Source organism: Sphingomonas sp. SP4 (genome assembly GCF_058313375.1).
Map to the genome: position 1 here is coordinate 1,121,038 of NZ_JBZFLE010000002.1, position 17,595 is coordinate 1,138,632.

Here is a 17,595-nt window from a genome sequence, read left to right on the forward strand (position 1 = left end):
CTAGGCCGCACAAACTCGAAACGCCGCGCCTTTTCTTAACCGATTTAGGTCGGGGAGCGTTTCCCTTAGGCAACTCAGGACATCAGCCATACCTTCGATCTGACAGCCCGCATCCAGCATGTCTGCTGTAAAGCCCAACTCGGATAGCAGGATGCCGGTCGGCCAATTCAGGCGTCGAGCGACCGGCGCAGCATCGGCATAGAACGCGGCGATTTCCGTCACCTCTACCCATCGGTCTCGTGGTACCCACCTCCCAAGCGTTGCCCTTAGCCTGACGTTCTCAGTGACAAGCTTCGCGATGGCAGCTTTGCCCGCCGCAGTATGCTTATCGAAGGTATAGAGTGGGATGCCATTCAGGATGACGGTCGGAGGCAATTCATCTTCAACGACAGTGGCCGGCGCGCATGAGCGTCGCCGAAGGCACGAGATCAGAGGCAGAAGGGTGTAAAATGGGTGAACTCTAGTGAAGGAAAGACGCCGCACGGCGTCTTCCAAATCAGGCTCCTCAAACGCCATGGCGGTCAGAAATCGTTCGAGACGCGCCGTCTCGCATTTTCGACCTTCTGCAACTTCGCAGCCCAAAAGAACTGAAACGCCGCGCCGAACCAAAGGCAAAGCGTCGTCAGTTGCAATCTCAAACAGTTCCTCGACTTTGCTTCCTCCGAGCGCAACGCGCTCAATTTGGGCTTCAGGCAGTTTGGTGACCGCGCAGTATAGATAATCAGCGCACCGATCTTTCTTCGCTGCCGCCATTCGCACGCACAGGCCGTCGATTAGCTCTGAGTCGTCGGCGAGCACTGAGCGAAGCTTTTTGTCGGTTCCCGTCCGAACTATCTCATGAAGGAGGTCGATATCGCCAACGCCGATATCTTCGACGGCAATCGTGCATAGCCGGTGCCATATCGAGGGTCCTCTAAATCGGTGGAAGGCACGGGCTGCCAATTGCGCGAGTTCGCCTTCTCCCCGGCGTATCGCCTTTTGCAGCAGGGAACTGGCAGACCAGGGGTCCAATCGCAGATCAATCGGCGACAGTTTCGCGGACATTCAACCTCCTTCGGGAGGCTCAAACCGGAGATACCCCTCACTTGAGCGTAGCTAAGTTTTCAGCCGATCAAAGAAAATGTGCAATTAATTGCACAAAGCTGTAACTGTCTGAAAACGAAGATACTTTTACTCCGTATTTGGGTAATTATGGCGTCGTTGCGCCAATCCCTTCATGGTGTCCAAATTCACTGTCTTGGACACTCTTTATTGGTGCCCCCGGACAGGTTTCGGACAGCCTGATCAGCTCAAAACTGTCCGAGATTGTCTGAAAATTGTCCGAGGTTTGTCCAAGCGACTGCCGATAGGATTGGGTCCAAGGTTACGCTGGAGCTGTCTGGTAGATTGCTAGAGTTCTTCCCAAGCGCAAAAGGTTATATTGGATCATCGGTCGATTTGCGCCTCATGCGACCTCAGCGGAAAAATTAGTGCAATTGATTGCAAAACTTCCTTCGTTGGCATGATGCCAGGCCGCTGGCGTCGTTCCGTTTGCTATCGCACGAACGTTGAACACGCCCAAAAGTAATTTCTGAAGCCTTGGAGGCAGCTTCCCTGGGGCCTGCACTCCCACAATGGTCTTGTGTCCGTTCACCAGGCGGTATTTGAGAAGCTTCTCTAGCGTCGCAAATTGTGACGCATCGAGAAATCCCCAAGCGCCACAATCAAGCTGAAAATCCGGAATGAAAACCAATCGAGCATCCAGCAGCGGATGCCTGTAAAAATCCCATTTGCTTGGGCCGCCGAGTTCGGTGAGCACTTCTAGACAAGTGAGCGCCGGAAAGAACGCCGTTCCGATCCCTATATGCACCAGTCGGCTCGCCGCAGCGAGCATCCACACTTCGAACCAACCGCTTCGAAGATCATCGCTCGATGGGCGGCCTACGAACGTTATCCCAGGGGCGCTGTCGGCTTTGGTAAGTCCATCGATATCGGATCGGCTTTGGGCAGGCACATTTAGTCCGCTCTCTAACTGGCTGAGGCCGAATAGGAGCCCGTGTTTCCGAAAAAGGCTGACGTGCTTTTCGCTAGGCGCGTGCTTCAACGGTCCCCGTGCTTCAACTATGGAATGCGGCAGCGATAGTGCGGGAAGCCGAAAGACGATCTGTTTCTCGCAGCCAAATTGGACGTAGTGCGTCGCGAACGTTGAATGAGCAGACTTCGCGAGTCCCAGGGTTTCCTGCAACTCAGTATTCAGTGATGCCGATAGCTTTCCACGGCTGAACGACTCCACGAGCGCACACCACGCGGCAGTACTCTTCGGCCTCTGCTCTTCTTGCTTCACCAAGAACTTGTTCTGAGTAATCAACGTTTGGAGCGAGGCGGTGGAACCTCCTTTTGAGGCCTTCTTATTGTTGGCCTGAACAGCGTTAGTAGCCCATCGGACATTGCACGCCTCGTAATGGCCGTGAGGATCGATCCGATCCAACGAATGGCCGGTTGGTGGCAGCCCTATGCACGCAATTAACTCATCCACTGAGCCAATGAGCACCTTCACGCCCATTGCACCGTAACACTTGTAATCCTTATTCTTCGGATTGTTGCAGCGCTGACGCGCGTTCGAGAGGGCCTTCGAGGCCCTCGCGCGCTGCTTCATCTCAGCCGTTGTAAGAGTCACGTTAGCCTTCGTTTTGAGAGGGGATGAGCTGCTTCCAGCAGCTGCTTCTTCAACTACTAGAGAGGCGTGTTCGAGACTGAGTTTCACGGCAGGCGAAGCTTTGCAGCTGAACTCAGCTGTTCGAGAAGGACCTCGACATCTTCCGAGGGGATGCGGACCGCTCGCCCAATGTGAAGGTGCCGAATTTGGCCGCGTTCCATCAGTCGGTAGACCGTGGATCGGCTGACTTTCATTGTGCGCTGAAATTCAGCAATCGTGATTAGAGTGCTCAAGGCGATACTCCATGATGTCAGTCATGGAGTCGTGCCTCTCCGATTGAGAGATGGCGTCAAGTTCGAGCTTTCGTGCAATTGATTGCAATTGCTCTTTCGCAGACTCGTCCGCTTGAAGATCGTTGAGGAAATCAGTCCACCACTGTGCCATCCGAACGCGCTCATCCCAGTGATCACCGCGATGGTATGCTGCGCGAACCGCGTTCTTCGGTGCGTGCGCCAGCGCTCTTTCAATCGCGTCGGCACTGAACTGACCGCTCACGTTCAAGAAGGTCGAAGCAGTCGATCTGAAACCATGTGCGGTTGCTTCGTTCTTGCTGAAGCCCATCCGCCTGAGCGCGCCATTGAGAGTATTCTCGCTCATGGGGCGTCGACGCGTGTGTATTGACGGAAATACGTAACCCGTTGGACCGGTGAGTCGATGCGTTTCGCGCAGTAGGTCGATTACCGTAGTGGTCAGAGGAACGAAATGCGTTCGAGCCATCTTCGTTCGATTTGCGGGTACCACCCAGACTGCCTTGTCGAAATCAATCTCGTCCCAGGTCGCCAGCCGGATTTCACCCGGGCGCAGGAAAATGTGCGGCAAAATCTTGAGTGCCAGCCGGGTGACGGGGCTTTGATACTGGTCTACGGACCTGAAAAACGCTGAGAGCCCAGCCCGGTCTAGCAATGCGGGATAGTGCTTGGCCTGCGGCGCGATCAGTGCGCCTCTAAGTAGGTCAGCAGGGTTCGATGTTGGCCTCCTAGTCACCGCTCCATGACGGAATACTTGACTGGCAAAGCTCCGCGACTTCTTGGCTGTTTCGAGGAGCCCCCGCTCTTCCAGCTGCTTCAGAGGAGCCAGCATTAGCAAGGGATCGATTTCGTTCAGAGGCAATGAGCCAATCGCGGGCTCAAGCAAGGACAGGAACCAGCGCATCTTCTTAATGGTCGCGCTTTTTCGGCCCTCCCGTTCACGCTTACGGATAAACTCTTCAGCTACTGACGAGAAGGTGTTGGCAGCAGCAAGGTGTCTACCGGCCTTCTCGCGCTTGCGCTCAAGCGAGGGGTCCTTGCCTTCATCAAGTTGGAGGCGAGCCGCATCTCTTTTCTTGCGGGCGTCCGCCAGTTTGATCTTCGGATACACACCGAGTGCTAGGCGCTTCTCCTTACCCGCGAAACGAAACTTGTATCGCCAGCGCTTCGACCCGGTCGGACTCACTTCAACGTACAGACCGCGATCATCGTAGGCGCGATAGTTCCGGCCCGTGGGCGCTAAAACGCGTACCTGAGCATCCGTAAGTGGCATCTGCTTCTCCAGCCTTGAAGTCGCACATGCCCCCAAAAATGCCCCCAACTCAGTTGGGATACCGGGACACAGTCAGACACAATGAGCGACATAAGATGCTGATTTTTAGCAGATTTCTGCCGTTTTGTCACACGTCCGGAAACGTTGGGATACAGCGCAATGGTGCCCAGGAGAGGACTCGAACCTCCACGCCCTTGCGAGCGCCAGCACCTGAAGCTGGTGCGTCTACCAATTCCGCCACCTGGGCACGGTGCGTCTGTTTTCTGGCAGGCGGCGGCGCTTAAAGGCGCTCGCCCTGCCTTGTCAATCTAGGAACGCTAAGGCTATCGCGCCACCCCATGATCACCCATGCAGAAGACCAGATCGCGGTATTCGGCGGCGGCGGATTCGTCGGCCGGTATGTGTGCGAATCCCTGTTCAAGCGCGGCGTCCGGGTTCGGGTGACGAGCCGCGACCCGCGCAGCGCCTATTTCATTCAGCCGCTGGCTCAGGTCGGCCAGTTCGGATTCGAGAAGGCCGACATTACCGACCTAGAGGCGGTCCGCCACGCGATCCGCGGCTGCACCGCCGTCGTGAACCTCTGCGGCGCATTCGGACGCCAAATGGCGAGAGTTCATGTCGAGGGTGCCCGTCACGTCGCTGAAGCGTCTCGTGAACTTGGCGTGAAGTCGTTGGTCCACGTCTCTGCCATCGGCGCGGACACGGGCTCGGCGTCCAACTACGGTCGCACGAAGGGCGAAGGCGAAGAGGCGATCTGCAGGATTTTCCCGAGCGCCACAATCATCCGTCCGTCGCTGGTGTTCGGTCCGGAAGACGAGCTCACCAACCGTTTTGCCAATATGGCGCGGCTGCCATTCCTTCCCGTCATTGCCTCGAAACGCAAGTTCCAGCCGGTCTATGTCCGGGATCTGGGCGAGGCGATCGCGCTTGCGGCGCTGGAACCAGAGACCCACGGCGGAAAGATCTATGAGATCGGCGGACCCCAGGTCATGAGCATGGTCGAGCTGCATCAGGCGATCCTCGAGCTGACAGGCCAGAAGACCGACATCGTTCCGACGCCGGACGTTTTTGCGGACCTCCTCTCCTATCTCGGATGGCTGCCCGGCGCCCCGCTCTCGCGCGACCAGTGGCTGATGCTCCAGCGCGACAATGTGCCGAGCGGAGAGCTCCCCGGCCTCGAGGCCTTCGGGATCAAGCCGACGCCGCTCGCCGCGGTGGGTTACGAATGGCTCGGCCGGTTCAACAAGGGCGGAAAGTTCGCCGGACGGCGGATTAACTTGACGGCGACCACGTGAGCCTCGACGCCTAGGCGATGCCAATCCTGCTGATCGCAATCATCCTCGGCATCGTCGAGGGCGTCACCGAGTTTCTGCCGGTTTCATCGACGGGCCACCTCATTCTTGCGACCGAGCTGCTCGGCTTCGACGCCGAGAAATGGGCAGCATTCAATGTCATCATCCAGCTGGGCGCGATCCTTGCGATCGTCTTGCTCTACTGGCGGACGTTCTGGGCGGTGCTCGAAGGGCTGATCAAGCGGAATCCGATGTCGTTTCGCTTCGTCCGTAACATCATCATCGCGTTCCTGCCGTCGGCCATCCTCGGCTTCCTCCTGATAAACAAGATCGAGGCCTTGCTCGGCAATGCGATCGTCGTCGCGATCGCCTTCATACTCGGCGGCATCGCGATCCTGGTGATCGAGAAGATGGTGAAGCGTACGGACATCGTCGGCGTCGCCGAGATGCCGCTCAAGACCGTGATCGGCGTCGGGCTGGTCCAGTGCCTCGCGATGATACCGGGCGTCAGCCGTTCGGGCGCGACGATCATGGGCGGCCTCAGCCTGGGCGTCGAGCGCCGCACGGCCGCTGAGTTCAGCTTCTTCCTCGCAATTCCCACCATGGTCGGGGCAACGACGCTCGAATTGGTGAAGCATCATGACACTCTGATGGCGGGCGCAAGCGGCGTCGGCTTTGGGACCGTCGCGGTCGGCTTCGTCGTTAGCTTCGTCGTCGCAATCGTCGTGGTGAAAGCCTTCGTCCACTACATCTCTCGCCACGGCTTCGCGCCCTTCGCCTGGTACCGCATCGTGGCGGGCGCCGTGGCCTTGGCCTGGTTGCTGATGCGCTGAGTTTATCTGCCGTCGGCAGAGTGATAAGCTGCGGGCATGCGTAAGAGTCTGATTCTGCTCCCTCTATTGTTTGTTGCGTCGCCGGCGCTCGCACAATCCATGCCGGATACGCGCGAGATCCAGCGCACGCTCAACGACCCGGCAACGGCGAACAAGCTGACGAACGTGATGCAGGCAATGTCGAGCGCTTTCCTAAATCTACCGGTCGGTGAAGTTCAGGCTGCGGTCGAGGGGCGGCAAGCTACCCCTGCCGAACGACACATGACGGTGCGCGACGTCGCACGCCAGCACGATCCGAATTTCGATCGCGACTTCCAGCGGCAGATGGCGCAGGCGGGGCCGATGATCCATCAGAGCATGAAGGCGATGGGTCAGGCCCTCCCCGGGATGATGCAGGGCCTAGAGCAGGCGAGCAAATCGCTCGAACGCGCTGCCGCGAATATGCCGGATCCCAACTATCCCAAGCGCTAGACGCGGGGGCCGCATGCGTTAAAGCTGCCCGCAAATGTGGCAGCTTTTCCAATTTCCTCTGTGTCCCTTTTCTCGCAAGGTCCGGCTCGTCCTCGCCGAGAAGGGCGTCGGCCATGAACTGGTGCGCGAAAACCCCTGGGAGAAGCGCGACGAGTTCATCGATCTGAACCCGGCCGGCGAGACGCCGGTGATGGTCGAGCCCGACCAAGGCGTCACGCTGATTGGCTCACAGCCAATCGTCGAATATTTCGACGAGACCATCGATCGCATGCCGATGATCCACGGCAATGCGCAGTTGCGTGCGGAAATCCGTCGGATGACCGAATGGTTCGATATCAAACTCTATCGTGAGGCTGTCGAGCCGCTGATGAACGAGCGGATGCGCAAGCGCCTGGTCAGCCGTGAGAGCCCCGACACTCGCATCCTTCGGGAGGCAATGCGCATTGCCTCGGAGCATCTCGATTATCTCGATTACCTGCTCGATCACCGCCGCTGGCTCGCGGGACCAGGGCTGAGCCTCGCCGACTTCACGGCCGCGGCGCACCTCAGCGTCATCGACTATCTCGGAGCGCTCGACTGGCGCGGGCACAAGCAGACCAAGGACTGGTACGCCGTGATGAAGTCGCGCCCATGCTTCCGCCCGCTGCTCGGCGAGCGGATGGAGGTCATCGTTCCCCCCAGCCATTACGACAAGGTGGACTTCTAGAGGCTGGGCTCGGATTTGCTCCGGAGGTAATCCAACAGTTGCCCGCGTTGGGCATGCCCAAAGACCATGTCTTGTTGGCGTCGTTCCGAACCTCGCAGATACTCGTTCACAATGAGAGGAACGGGCATCTGCAACTCGCCCAGCAACGCATGCGACAGGTTCTCGACTCTCAACCAATCGATGGGCCCGTCGCCCTCTTCTTCCGCGAGGATCCGACCGAGCCGAACTTTCAGCTCACTCGTATCCATGTAAGGCAGACTGGGGAGCCGCTGCAGTTTGCGCCTTAACCTAAGTTAGGCCGGGAGCAGATCGCTGAACCTCCGATGCAGGTTGCGGCGCGGCGCTCCAGGGCTGGGGAGAGGGGGAAGCGCCGCGCCGACCTCAAGCGGGGATGAGCGCTCCCCTGAAAACCTGGTCTTCGAGCGTACGGCCGGCGCCGAGCGCGACGCAGCTCATGGGGTCGTCGGCGACGCGCACGGGCAGGCCGGTGCAGTCCTGGAGCACCGTCGCGAAGTCACGCAGGAGCGAGCCGCCGCCAGTCATCGTGATGCCCTGATCGATGACGTCGGCGGCGATCTCGGGCTGGGTGTGCTCGAGAGCTGTGCGGACGACCTCTACGATCTGGTTCACCGGCTCGCTCAAAGCTTCGGCGATTTGCGCCTGATTGAGCTCGACCTCGCCAGGCATTCCGCGTCCGACGTCCCGGCCTCGAACGAGCGTCGTCAAACCCTGCCCGTCACCCGGGCGAACTGCGGACCCGACCTCCAGCTTGACCCGTTCGGCGGTGCCGTCGCCGATCAGCAGATTGTAATTGCGGCGGACGTAGGAGGCGATGGCTTCGTCCATCTTGTCGCCGCCAACGCGAGCCGAGCGGCAAAGCGCCAGCCCTTGCAGCGAGATGACGCCCACTTCCGTTGTGCCGCCGCCGATGTCCACGACCATCGACCCGACGGGCTCAGCGACCGGCAGGCCTGCACCGATCGCTGCGGCCATCGGCTCCTCGATCAGAGAAACCCGGTCGGCCCCAGCATTGGTGACAGCGTCGCGGATCGCGCGGCGCTCGACGGAAGTTGCGCCCGACGGAATGCAAATCACGACTTCCGGACCCCGCGAGAAGCGGCTGGGGCCGCCATGAGCCTTGCGGATGAAATGCTTGATCATCTCCTCCGCGACTTCGAGGTCCGCGATTACGCCGGCGCGAAGCGGACGCACCGTGCGCAGGTTCGCGGGGGTCTTGCCCATCATCAGCTTGGCGTCGTTGCCGACGGCGCGGACTTTCCGGACGCCATTTTCATATTCCATCGCGACCACGGATGGCTCGCTGGTGATGATGCCCTGGCCAGCGAGATAGACGACGGTGTTCGCCGTCCCGAGGTCGATGGCGATGTCGCGCGACGCGAAATTGAACAGTGAACGCATGGTCGGCCCCCCGGCCTTATGAAACTAGATTTCAAAGGCTTAGGCAGCTCACGCGTTTGGGCCATATGGTTAATGGAGATTAAGCGCGGGGCGTTGGTTTCCTGCGCCGAGCCGATCCTGTAAGGCTGTTTTGCCGAGTATTGATGGGGAGCTTTCGGTGAGTCAGCTCATTCGCGCATCGTGATCGCGGTCTTTCAATTCCTCGCGGCAGCATCGGCCGCGGCTGTTCCCAACCCCGACTGCACGCCAACATCACCAGGCGAAATCGTTGTTTGCGCCAAGCCGAAGGGAGACAATCCGTACCGTCTCCCGAAGCTGCCCGAGAAGTATGACGCAAAGAAAATTCGGGCGGAGACGACGCTGGGCCCGGGTGTGAATGCGAATGCGCATGTAGAGTCAGCGGGGATGCCGGACGGTGAGAAAAGCAATCGGCTGATGCTGACGATTGGAATTCCGTTTTAAGCCAAGCTCAGGCGCGTACCGCGGAGATAAGGTAGTTAAGTCTCACATCGTCGCTGAGGTGCAGCCCGCGTGTCGGCGACCAGGCGATGCCCTCGACATCGAGGCATTTGAGGCCGGCTTCTCCGAGCAGGCCCTTCAGCCTCTCCGGCGCCAGGAACTTGTCGAAGTCATGCGTGCCCTTCGGAACCTGCCCGAAGCCCTCGCCGATTGTGATCATCATCAGTCGTGACCAGCCGGTCGCGTTGGGCGTGGACATAATAAGTAGGCCGTTGGGCGCCAGGCGCTTCGATAAGGCTTTCACGAAGGCGGCCGGGTCGGCGACATGCTCGATCACCTCCATGCAGGTGATCAGATCGAACTGGCCTTCAAGCTCCTGTACGTCTCCCGCACGATAATTGATCTCCATGCTTTGCCGGGAAGCATGGTCGCGCGCGATGGCGATGACCTCGGGCGAGGCGTCGATCCCGGTGACGGTTGCCCCGAGCCTTGCCAAAGGCTCTGTAAGAAGGCCTGCGCCGCAGCCGACGTCCAACGCGGTCTTGCCGGTCAGCGGCGTGCGCCCGCATTCGTCGCACTGCAGATGCTGGTCGATCTGGTCGCGAATATACTTCAGCCGCACCGGATTGAGCTTGTGCAACATGGCCGAAGAGCCGTTCGGGTCCCACCAGTCCGCTGCTAGCTTGCCGAAGAGTTCGGCTTCTTTGGGGACGATGCTCGACTGGGTCATGGCCGCTCAATGCGCCGAAGGGTTGAAAAGTGAAAGGGAGCTGTGCGTTGGGGGCGCATGGACCATTTCGAACTTCGCGACGGCGAACTTTATTGCGAGGACGTTCCGCTTTCGGCGATCGGTTCTGCGGTCGGGACGCCGGTCTATGTCTATTCGACGGCGACCATGCTTCGGCACGCACAGGCAATGAACGAGGCGCTGAGCCCCCTCGGCGATCCGCTCATCGCTTACGCAGTGAAGGCGAACCCCAACAGCGCCGTGATTGCGACATTGGCAGGCGCAGGCCTTGGGGCGGACGTGGTGTCGGGGGGCGAGTATATCCGGGCACGGACGGCGGGCGTACCCGCTGAGAAGATCGTATTTTCGGGCGTCGGCAAGACCGAGGAGGAGATGCGCCTCGCGCTCGAGGGCGGGCTCTATCAGTTCAACCTCGAATCGGTCGAGGAAGCGGAGACCTTGTCCGCTGTCGCTGCATCAATGAGCCGCACAGCTCCGATCGGCTTTCGGGTCAATCCGGACGTGACGGCCGGTGGGCATGCAAAGATCACGACCGGATCCGCGGAGAACAAATTCGGAATCGCGATCGGCGAGGCCGTCGATGCCTATGCGCGCGCCGGTGCGCTGCCCGGCCTCTCGGTCCAAGGCGTGGCGGTTCACATCGGCAGTCAGCTGACCACGCTCGATCCATTGGAGAAAGCTTTCGCGCTGGTGGGAGAATTGATCCGAAGCCTGCGTGGGTCGGGGCATGACATTCGCGTCGCAGACCTCGGCGGTGGTCTCGGCGTTCCCTACGATCCTGAAGCCGCGCCACCGCCGAGCCCGGCGGAATATGGGGCGATGGTGCGGCGGCTCGCGAGTGACTGGGGAGCAAGGCTGGTGTTCGAGCCTGGCCGGCTGATTGTGGGGAATGCGGGTGTGCTCTTGTCGAAGGTGATCCGGATCAAGCCGGGTGTCACCAGCCCCTTCGTGATCGTGGACGCGGCGATGAACGATCTCATGCGGCCCGCACTATACGACGCCTGGCACAAGATCGACGCGGTACGGCCTTCGGGCGGACGCTGGTCCGCCAACGTTGTCGGCCCCGTCTGTGAGACTGGAGACACGTTCGCCACCTCCCGCGAAATGGATCGCGTCGAGGCTGGCGACCTCGTCGTCTTCCGCACGGCGGGCGCTTACGCAGCCGCCATGTCCAGCACCTATAACTCTCGTCCCCTGACACCCGAGGTGCTGGTCGACGGCGATCGCTGGGCAATCGTGCGACCGCGGATCGGTATCAATCGGTTGATCGCCGCAGACTCCATGCCGGAATGGCTCGGCGGTTGCGCAGACGGAACCAGCGTTTAAGAGCCGCGCGCAATGGCGCGCATCGTGATGAAATTTGGCGGCACCTCGATGGCGGGCATCGAGCGGATCCGCCATGTCGCCCAACTCGTGAAGCGCGAAGCGGACGCCGGCAACCAGGTTGCAGTGGTGGTCTCCGCCATGGCCGGCGAGACGGATCGTCTTGTCCAGCTCTGCAAGGAAGCGGCCCCGCTATACGATCCTCGCGAATATGACGTGGTCGTGGCGTCGGGCGAGCAGGTCACGTCCGGGCTTCTCGCCATCACCTTGTCGGGCATGGGCCTGAACGCTCGTTCGTACATGGGCTGGCAATTGCCCATCCGGGCTTCCGGCCACTCCTCGGCACTGATCGACCATATCGAGGCCGACATCCTGGAGGGCGTCTTCGCCAAGGGCGGGATCGCGGTTATCCCGGGGTTTCAGGGTGTCACCGCGGAAGGTGATCTCGCGACGCTTGGCCGCGGAGGCTCTGACACGTCGGCCGTTGCTCTTGCAGTGGCGGTAAAAGCGGACCGCTGCGACATCTACACTGACGTCGAAGGCGTGTTCACCACCGATCCGCGCATCGTCCCGCGGGCGAAAAAGCTGGCGGCGATTACCTACGAAGAGATGCTCGAGCTGGCGTCGGTCGGTGCAAAAGTGCTGCAGACCCGCTCGGTCGGTCTCGCCATGCGTTACAATATGGCGCTGCAAGTCCTTTCGTCCTTCGAGGACAAACCCGGCACGTTGATTGTCGGCGATGACAAGATTGAGGAGCTCAAGATGGAACGGCAGCTCGTCACGGGCATAGCCCACGACAAGAATGAGGCTCGGATCACGCTGACCGGGCTGCCCGACAAAGCGGGGACGGTTGCTGCGATCTTCGCGCCGCTCGCCGCTGCCAACATCAACGTAGACATGATCGTTCAGAGCGGTGCCGGCACAGGTGCGCCCAGCGATCTGACTTTCACGGTGCCGAACGCCTCCCTGGCGCATGCCGTCGCCGAATTGGAGAAGGCGCAGGGAGGGATCGGCTTCGATCGGTTGATGACCGATACGGACGTGGTGAAGGTGAGCGCGGTGGGCATCGGAATGCGTTCCAACGCAGGCATCGCGGCTAAGATGTTCGAGACGCTGGCTGAGCGCGGGATCAACATTCTCGCCATCTCGACTTCGGAGATCAAAGTCTCCGTCCTCATCCCGGAGGAATATACCGAGCTTGCCGTGCGTGTGCTCCACACTGCATTTGGTTTGGATGCGGAGAAAGCGGCATGAGCGGTGAGGGTTTGATTGCGGAAGCTCGTGCGGTTCACGCATCCGTCGGCCATGCGCGGCTTAAGGAGCTGATGCATCGCGGGACCGAGTTCCTGGGCTGCGAAGTTGCCATCATGGGCGGCGCGATGAGCTGGATCAGCGAACGCAATCTCGTCTCGGCCATCTCCAATGCCGGCGGCTTCGGTGTGATCGCTTGCGGCGCGATGAGCCCTGAGTTGCTCGATACCGAGATCGCACAGACCAGGAAGCGCACCGACCGGCCGTTCGGGGTAAATCTCATCACGATGCACCCGCAGCTGTCGGAGCTGATCGACACCTGCGCGAAGCACGGGGTAAGCCATGTCGTACTTGCGGGTGGGCTTCCGCCCGCGGGGGCCATCGACCGGATCAAGGCAAGCGGCGCCAAGCTGACCGCCTTCGCGCCCGCGCTAGCGCTGGCGAAGAAGCTGATGCGGTCGCGCGTCGATGCGCTGGTGATCGAAGGCATGGAGGCCGGCGGTCATATCGGTCCGGTGTCGACCTCCGTCCTTGCGCAGGAAATCCTCCCCGCGGTGAGCAAGGACATTCCGGTATTCGTCGCCGGCGGGATCGGACGCGGCGAGGCGATTGCCGCTTATCTCGAGATGGGCGCCGTAGGCGTGCAGCTTGGAACCCGGTTCGTCTGCTCGACGGAATGCATCGCGCACCCGAACTTCAAGAAGGCATTCATCCGTGCCTCGGCCCGCGACGCGATTCCGTCGGTGCAAATCGACCCGCGGTTGCCGGTGATCCCAGTGCGTGCGCTCAAGAATCAAGAGATGGTCAACTTCGCCGCCAAGCAGCGCGAGGTTGCGCAGAAGCTCGACGAAGGCGCCATCGAAATGGCCGAGGCGCAGCTCCAGATCGAACATTATTGGGCGGGCGCCCTGCGCAGAGCGGTGATCGACGGCGATGTGGAAAGCGGCTCGGTCATGGCGGGCCAATCGGTGGGCATGGTCAATCGCGAGGAGCCCGTAGCCGCGATCATCGAGGAACTGGTCGACGAAGCTGCTTCGGCGCTGGAGAGCCGCGGCTAGCTCAGATATCTCGTCAGCGCGCCGACTTCTGCCAGGCCTAGTTGCAGCCCGAGCTTGGTTCGTCTGAACAAAATGTCCTCGGCAGTCCGCGCCCACTCGTGCCCCACGAGGTAGTCCACTTCGTGAGCATAGAGACTAGTGCCGAAATGCTGTCCCAGGTCGTCGATCGTTTCGACGCCATCAAGCAGCCGTTCGGTTCGGGTGCCGTATGTTCGAGCCAAGCGTGCGATGAGATCGGAGGGCAGCGCTGAATAGCGGTTCGAGAGCTCGCTGATGTAGGCATTGAGATCCGGTCGATCGCCGCCAGGTAAAACTGCTCTAGCCGTCCAAGCACCTGCTGCCTTCGGGAGGTACTTGGTCAAGCGATCCAAGGCTTGTTCGGCGAGCCGTCGATAAGTCGTGATCTTGCCGCCGTAGACGCTGAGCAGCGGCGCTTCTCGTCGGGAACCGTCCACATCGAGGACATAATCGCGGGTGACCTCCGAGGCGTTAGAATCGCCATCGTCGGCGAGCGCTCGGACTCCCGCAAAGCTCCAGACGATGTCATCGCGGCTTGGCTTCGCATTGAAGTTGCGAGCGATCGTAGAGAGGAGATAGTCGATCTCCTCGTCCGTAATGCTGGGCTGATCCAGCGGTCCCCCTATCTCGACGTCGGTCGTCCCGACGAGTGTATGCCCCTCGAAGGGAATTGCGAAGACCACCCGCCCATCCGGATTCTGCAGGATGAAGGCGTGATTGCCAGAGTGCAGTCGCGGAAGGACGACGTGACTGCCCTTGACCAGCCTCGCGTGGTGTTGAGGCTTCACGCCGGCAGCTCGCTCGAACAAGTCGACGACCCATGGACCCGCCGAGTTGACGAGTGCGCGAGTCCTCACGCTTCGCTCGTGGCCGGGCTGATGGATTCGGGCGATCCAATGCTCGCCTTCGCGGCGCGCCGACACCAACTCGGTCCGGGTCAGGATCGTCGCCCCTCGCTCGGCTGCGTCGACGGCATTCAGGATAACGAGACGACTGTCCTGAACCCGCGCGTCCCAATAGCTGAAGCCATCTTGCAGTGAGGACCGCAGGCCTTCTCCCCGGTGATCCCCGGCCAGCCGGACCCGACTGGTTCCGGGCAAAGACCGCGCGCCCCCGAGATGATCGTAAAGAAAGAGGCCGGTGCGGAGCATCCACGCCGGACGGGACGAGCTCGTCAGCGGAAGGATGAACTCCAGGGGTTCGACGATATGAGGTGCAGCTCGGAGCAAAATCTCGCGCTCCGCGAGTGACTCCCGGACCAACCTGAACTCATATTGTTCGAGGTAGCGCAGGCCGCCGTGAATCAGCTTGCTGCTGGCCGACGAAGTGTGGCTCGCAAGATCGTCCTTCTCAACCAGCATCACGGAAAATCCGCGGCCCGCCGCGTCGCGAGCGATGCCCACGCCATTGATGCCGCCGCCGACGACGAGGAGATCGACCTCTTCCACGAGCCAAGCTTAGCGGATTTGTTTGACGCGTCTGCTTCGGCTTGGCGCGGAAGCCTTGCATCTGATAGCGCACGGCCATGCCACCGACCGCCGCCGCCTCCGCTCGAGAGATCCTGACGGGTCTGCACGAGATCATGGCGAAGCGCGGTTCGGCGCAGTCGAAGCTCGATCACGTGGTGGACCTGATCGCTGCGGCTATGAGAAGCGACGTCTGCTCGATCTATCTTTTGCGCGACAATTCGCTCGAACTGTTCGCCACGCACGGCCTTCGGAAAGAAGCGGTGCACGTCACTAAGCTCCGGATGGGCGAAGGCCTAGTTGGCACGATCGCTGCCGAAGGCCGCATCCTCAATCTGGCCGAAGCAGCCGAGCACCCTGCCTTCGCCTACAAGCCTGAGACGGGCGAGGAGCGCTTCCACAGCTTTGCCGGCGTGCCGATCGTTCGGCTGGAAAGCCCGATCGGGGTTCTGGCGGTCCAACATGCGGAACCGCGCCGCTACGAGGACGTCGAGATCGAAGCGCTGCAGACCGTGGCGATGGTACTATCGGAAATGATTGCGGCAGCTCGTCTGACCGACGGCTCGCGGCGCGGGCGGTTGCGCAGCGCCGGGCCGCTACGCCTTCCTGGCCTGAAACTTGTGGCTGGCATGGCAAAGGGAGAAGCGGTCTTCCACGAGCCGCGTGTTGTCGTCGAGCATACCGTCGCCGAGGACACGGAGGCTGAGCGCGCGAGGGTCTATGCAGCCTTCCGCCGGATGCGCGAGCAGATCGACAATATGGCGCGCGAGGCGGAGTTCGGGACGACCGGCGAGCATAAGGAGATCCTCGAGACCTATCGTATGTTCGCCTACGACGAGGGCTGGTCACGGCGGATCAACGAGGCGATCGACAGCGGCCTCACCGCCGAGGCGGCCATCGAGCGAGTGCAGCAGCGAACCCGAGCGCGCATGCTCGAAATCGACGACCCGCTTCTCCAGGAACGCATGCACGATCTGGAGGATCTCTCCGGTCGTTTGCTGAGGATCGTCTCCGGCAGGATGGGTACGGCGGCACAGAGTGGGCTCGCTCGCGATACGGTGCTGATTGCTCGCAACCTCGGACCCGCCGACTTGCTGGAGTACGACCGGCGCAAGCTTAAGGCCGTGCTGCTCGAGGAGGGCTCGCTCACCTCGCACATGACGATCGTTGCGCGCGCCATCGGCGTGCCAGTCCTCGGGCGTCTCCACGACATTCGCCATAGCGTCGAGGAAGGCGAGCCCATCCTCGTCGACGGGGACAATGGCAGCGTAATCATCCGTCCCAATCGCGCGCTGCTCTCTGGCTTCGAACATCGCATGGCAATGAGCCAGAAGCGTCGGGCCGAATTCGCCGCGATCAAGAATTTGCCCGCAAAGACCCGCGACGGGGTGAAGGTCAGCGTGATGGTCAATGCCGGTTTGGCTGAGGACGCTGCCGGTCTGTCGATGAGCGGAGCGGACGGGATCGGCCTGTTTCGGACCGAGTTCCAGTTCCTCGTTTCCGCAACCCTGCCGGGACGCGACCGCCAGCAGCGGCTCTACACCAAGGTCCTTGAGGCCGCGGGCGACAAGCCGGTGGTGTTCCGGACCGTCGATATCGGTGGCGACAAGGCGCTTCCCTATCTTCACGACGTGCAGGACGAGGCCGAGAACCCGGCGATGGGCTGGCGGGCTCTGAGGCTTTCGCTCGAACGATCTACTCTAATGAAGGCGCAGGCGCGCGCACTCATTGAGGCGTCCGGCGGCAAGGTGCTCCGCGTCATGTTCCCGATGATCTCGGAGCCGTGGGAATATGAAGAGGCGCGCGCTCTGTTCGAACAACAAGTGGAATGGGCCGTAAAGGCCAACCGGCCAGTCCCGAGCAAAATCGAGTTCGGCGCGATGCTGGAAGTACCGAGCCTCGCGGAAATGCTCGACCAGCTGCTGCCGCGCGTGGATTTCCTGTCGATCGGCACAAACGACCTGACCCAATTCCTGTTCGCTGCAGATCGGTCGGAGCCTCGCCTGGCGCAACGCTACGATTGGCTGAGCCCGGCGATCCTGCGTTTCCTCAAGCGCGTGCTCGATGCGGCACGTGCAGCGAACGTGCCGGTGAGAATCTGTGGTGAAATGGCTGGGCGCCCGCTGGAGGCCATGGCGCTCATCGGATTGGGAGCGGAGATGTTCTCGATTACGCCGGCAGGGGTTGGCCCGGTAAAGGCGATGGTCCGCTCGCTCGACGCGGCGGCTGTCCGCAGCCGGCTCGATCAAATACTGGCGAAGCCTCCGAGGGATGTTCGCAAGGCGTTGGCCGACTGGGCGCGGAAGCATAACGTCGTCATCGGTTGAATCTTGAC

General features: G+C 61.0%; 16 protein-coding genes and 1 tRNA gene. 9 read left to right on the forward strand and 8 right to left on the reverse strand.

Annotation, left to right across the window (positions count from 1 at the left end; translation table 11 throughout):
• The 5 genes from AC4GYV_RS15065 to AC4GYV_RS15085 all read right to left on the reverse strand — a co-directional run bounded on the left by AC4GYV_RS15065 (position 1) and on the right by AC4GYV_RS15085 (position 4,463).
• Positions 1–1,044: a hypothetical protein gene (locus AC4GYV_RS15065; RefSeq protein WP_491101515.1), complete on the reverse strand. Its 1,044-nt coding sequence runs from the start codon at positions 1,042–1,044 to the stop codon at positions 1–3.
• A gap of 400 nt (positions 1,045–1,444) precedes the next feature.
• Positions 1,445–2,743, reverse strand: a complete 1,299-nt coding sequence (locus AC4GYV_RS15070; protein WP_491101516.1) for a hypothetical protein — start codon at positions 2,741–2,743, stop codon at positions 1,445–1,447.
• A complete protein-coding gene (locus AC4GYV_RS15075) occupies positions 2,740–2,889 on the reverse strand; it encodes a helix-turn-helix domain-containing protein (RefSeq protein WP_491101517.1) in 150 nt (49 codons plus the stop codon). The genes AC4GYV_RS15070 and AC4GYV_RS15075 overlap by 4 nt, the downstream gene beginning before the upstream one ends.
• Before the next feature lie 13 nt (positions 2,890–2,902).
• A complete protein-coding gene (locus AC4GYV_RS15080; protein ID WP_491101518.1) occupies positions 2,903–4,216 on the reverse strand; it encodes a tyrosine-type recombinase/integrase in 1,314 nt (437 codons plus the stop codon).
• Positions 4,217–4,376: 160 nt separating this feature from the next.
• Positions 4,377–4,463, reverse strand: a tRNA-Leu gene (locus tag AC4GYV_RS15085).
• A gap of 91 nt (positions 4,464–4,554) precedes the next feature.
• Between AC4GYV_RS15085 and AC4GYV_RS15090 the strand changes: the two genes are divergently transcribed.
• The 4 genes from AC4GYV_RS15090 to AC4GYV_RS15105 are packed head-to-tail and all read left to right on the forward strand — an operon-like array spanning position 4,555 to position 7,518.
• On the forward strand, positions 4,555–5,511 hold the full coding sequence (locus AC4GYV_RS15090) for a complex I NDUFA9 subunit family protein (RefSeq protein WP_491101519.1): 957 nt from the start codon (positions 4,555–4,557) through the stop codon (positions 5,509–5,511).
• Between the two features lie 17 nt (positions 5,512–5,528).
• A complete protein-coding gene (locus tag AC4GYV_RS15095; RefSeq protein ID WP_491101520.1) occupies positions 5,529–6,341 on the forward strand; it encodes an undecaprenyl-diphosphate phosphatase in 813 nt (270 codons plus the stop codon).
• Between the two features lie 36 nt (positions 6,342–6,377).
• Positions 6,378–6,812, forward strand: coding sequence for a hypothetical protein (locus AC4GYV_RS15100; RefSeq protein WP_491101521.1), 435 nt, complete (start codon positions 6,378–6,380; stop codon positions 6,810–6,812).
• A 34-nt stretch (positions 6,813–6,846) separates the two neighbouring features.
• The gene (locus tag AC4GYV_RS15105) at positions 6,847–7,518 is read left to right on the forward strand and encodes a glutathione S-transferase family protein (RefSeq protein ID WP_491101522.1); all 672 of its coding nucleotides are present in this window, start codon (positions 6,847–6,849) and stop codon (positions 7,516–7,518) included.
• 381 nt (positions 7,519–7,899) lie between these two features.
• Here AC4GYV_RS15105 and AC4GYV_RS15110 read toward each other — a convergent pair whose 3' ends face one another.
• Positions 7,900–8,937: a rod shape-determining protein gene (locus tag AC4GYV_RS15110; RefSeq protein ID WP_491101523.1), complete on the reverse strand. Its 1,038-nt coding sequence runs from the start codon at positions 8,935–8,937 to the stop codon at positions 7,900–7,902.
• Positions 8,938–9,117: 180 nt separating this feature from the next.
• On the opposite strand from AC4GYV_RS15110, the gene AC4GYV_RS15115 reads away from it, so the two are divergent.
• Entirely contained in the window at positions 9,118–9,399 is a 282-nt protein-coding gene (locus tag AC4GYV_RS15115) for a hypothetical protein (protein ID WP_491101524.1), read from the forward strand.
• Positions 9,400–9,406: 7 nt separating this feature from the next.
• Here the strand turns inward: AC4GYV_RS15115 and ubiG are convergent, their stop codons facing one another.
• The gene (ubiG, locus tag AC4GYV_RS15120) at positions 9,407–10,126 is read right to left on the reverse strand and encodes a bifunctional 2-polyprenyl-6-hydroxyphenol methylase/3-demethylubiquinol 3-O-methyltransferase UbiG (protein WP_491101525.1); all 720 of its coding nucleotides are present in this window, start codon (positions 10,124–10,126) and stop codon (positions 9,407–9,409) included.
• A gap of 57 nt (positions 10,127–10,183) precedes the next feature.
• On the opposite strand from ubiG, the gene lysA reads away from it, so the two are divergent.
• From lysA to AC4GYV_RS15135, 3 genes are read left to right on the forward strand one after another with little or no spacing between them, the layout of a single operon-like run.
• Positions 10,184–11,470 carry a diaminopimelate decarboxylase gene (lysA, locus tag AC4GYV_RS15125; RefSeq protein WP_491101526.1) on the forward strand — a complete coding sequence of 429 codons (1,287 nt, stop codon included), beginning with the start codon at positions 10,184–10,186 and terminating at the stop codon, positions 11,468–11,470.
• A 12-nt stretch (positions 11,471–11,482) separates the two neighbouring features.
• The gene (locus AC4GYV_RS15130; protein ID WP_491101527.1) at positions 11,483–12,721 is read left to right on the forward strand and encodes an aspartate kinase; all 1,239 of its coding nucleotides are present in this window, start codon (positions 11,483–11,485) and stop codon (positions 12,719–12,721) included.
• Complete coding sequence (locus AC4GYV_RS15135; protein ID WP_491101528.1) at positions 12,718–13,776, forward strand: NAD(P)H-dependent flavin oxidoreductase; 1,059 nt, start codon at positions 12,718–12,720, stop codon at positions 13,774–13,776. Before AC4GYV_RS15130 ends, AC4GYV_RS15135 begins: the two co-directional genes overlap by 4 nt.
• On the opposite strand, the gene glpD is transcribed toward AC4GYV_RS15135, so the two are convergent.
• Entirely contained in the window at positions 13,773–15,242 is a 1,470-nt protein-coding gene (gene glpD / locus AC4GYV_RS15140; protein ID WP_491101529.1) for a glycerol-3-phosphate dehydrogenase, read from the reverse strand. The two genes, AC4GYV_RS15135 and glpD, sit on opposite strands and share 4 nt — an antisense overlap.
• Before the next feature lie 77 nt (positions 15,243–15,319).
• Here glpD and ptsP point away from each other — a divergent pair, with 77 nt between their 5' ends.
• Complete coding sequence (gene ptsP, locus AC4GYV_RS15145; RefSeq protein WP_491101530.1) at positions 15,320–17,587, forward strand: phosphoenolpyruvate--protein phosphotransferase; 2,268 nt, start codon at positions 15,320–15,322, stop codon at positions 17,585–17,587.
• Positions 17,588–17,595 lie beyond the last annotated feature (8 nt).

What these genes read in the sequence shown, in the direction of transcription:
- AC4GYV_RS15135 (WP_491101528.1), top strand. Translation starts at nt 12,718, where the DNA reads ATGAGCGGTGAGGGTTTGATTGCGGAAGCTCGTGCGGTTCACGCATCC.
- AC4GYV_RS15100 (WP_491101521.1), top strand. Translation starts at nt 6,378, where the DNA reads ATGCGTAAGAGTCTGATTCTGCTCCCTCTATTGTTTGTTGCGTCGCCG.
- AC4GYV_RS15095 (WP_491101520.1), top strand. Translation starts at nt 5,529, where the DNA reads ATGCCAATCCTGCTGATCGCAATCATCCTCGGCATCGTCGAGGGCGTC.
- AC4GYV_RS15110 (WP_491101523.1), bottom strand. Translation starts at nt 8,937, where the DNA reads ATGCGTTCACTGTTCAATTTCGCGTCGCGCGACATCGCCATCGACCTC.
- AC4GYV_RS15105 (WP_491101522.1), top strand. Translation starts at nt 6,847, where the DNA reads ATGTGGCAGCTTTTCCAATTTCCTCTGTGTCCCTTTTCTCGCAAGGTC.
- AC4GYV_RS15080 (WP_491101518.1), bottom strand. Translation starts at nt 4,216, where the DNA reads ATGCCACTTACGGATGCTCAGGTACGCGTTTTAGCGCCCACGGGCCGG.
- ptsP (WP_491101530.1), top strand. Translation starts at nt 15,320, where the DNA reads ATGCCACCGACCGCCGCCGCCTCCGCTCGAGAGATCCTGACGGGTCTG.
- AC4GYV_RS15075 (WP_491101517.1), bottom strand. Translation starts at nt 2,889, where the DNA reads ATGAAAGTCAGCCGATCCACGGTCTACCGACTGATGGAACGCGGCCAA.
- AC4GYV_RS15090 (WP_491101519.1), top strand. Translation starts at nt 4,555, where the DNA reads ATGATCACCCATGCAGAAGACCAGATCGCGGTATTCGGCGGCGGCGGA.
- lysA (WP_491101526.1), top strand. Translation starts at nt 10,184, where the DNA reads ATGGACCATTTCGAACTTCGCGACGGCGAACTTTATTGCGAGGACGTT.
- AC4GYV_RS15065 (WP_491101515.1), bottom strand. Translation starts at nt 1,044, where the DNA reads ATGTCCGCGAAACTGTCGCCGATTGATCTGCGATTGGACCCCTGGTCT.
- ubiG (WP_491101525.1), bottom strand. Translation starts at nt 10,126, where the DNA reads ATGACCCAGTCGAGCATCGTCCCCAAAGAAGCCGAACTCTTCGGCAAG.
- AC4GYV_RS15130 (WP_491101527.1), top strand. Translation starts at nt 11,483, where the DNA reads ATGGCGCGCATCGTGATGAAATTTGGCGGCACCTCGATGGCGGGCATC.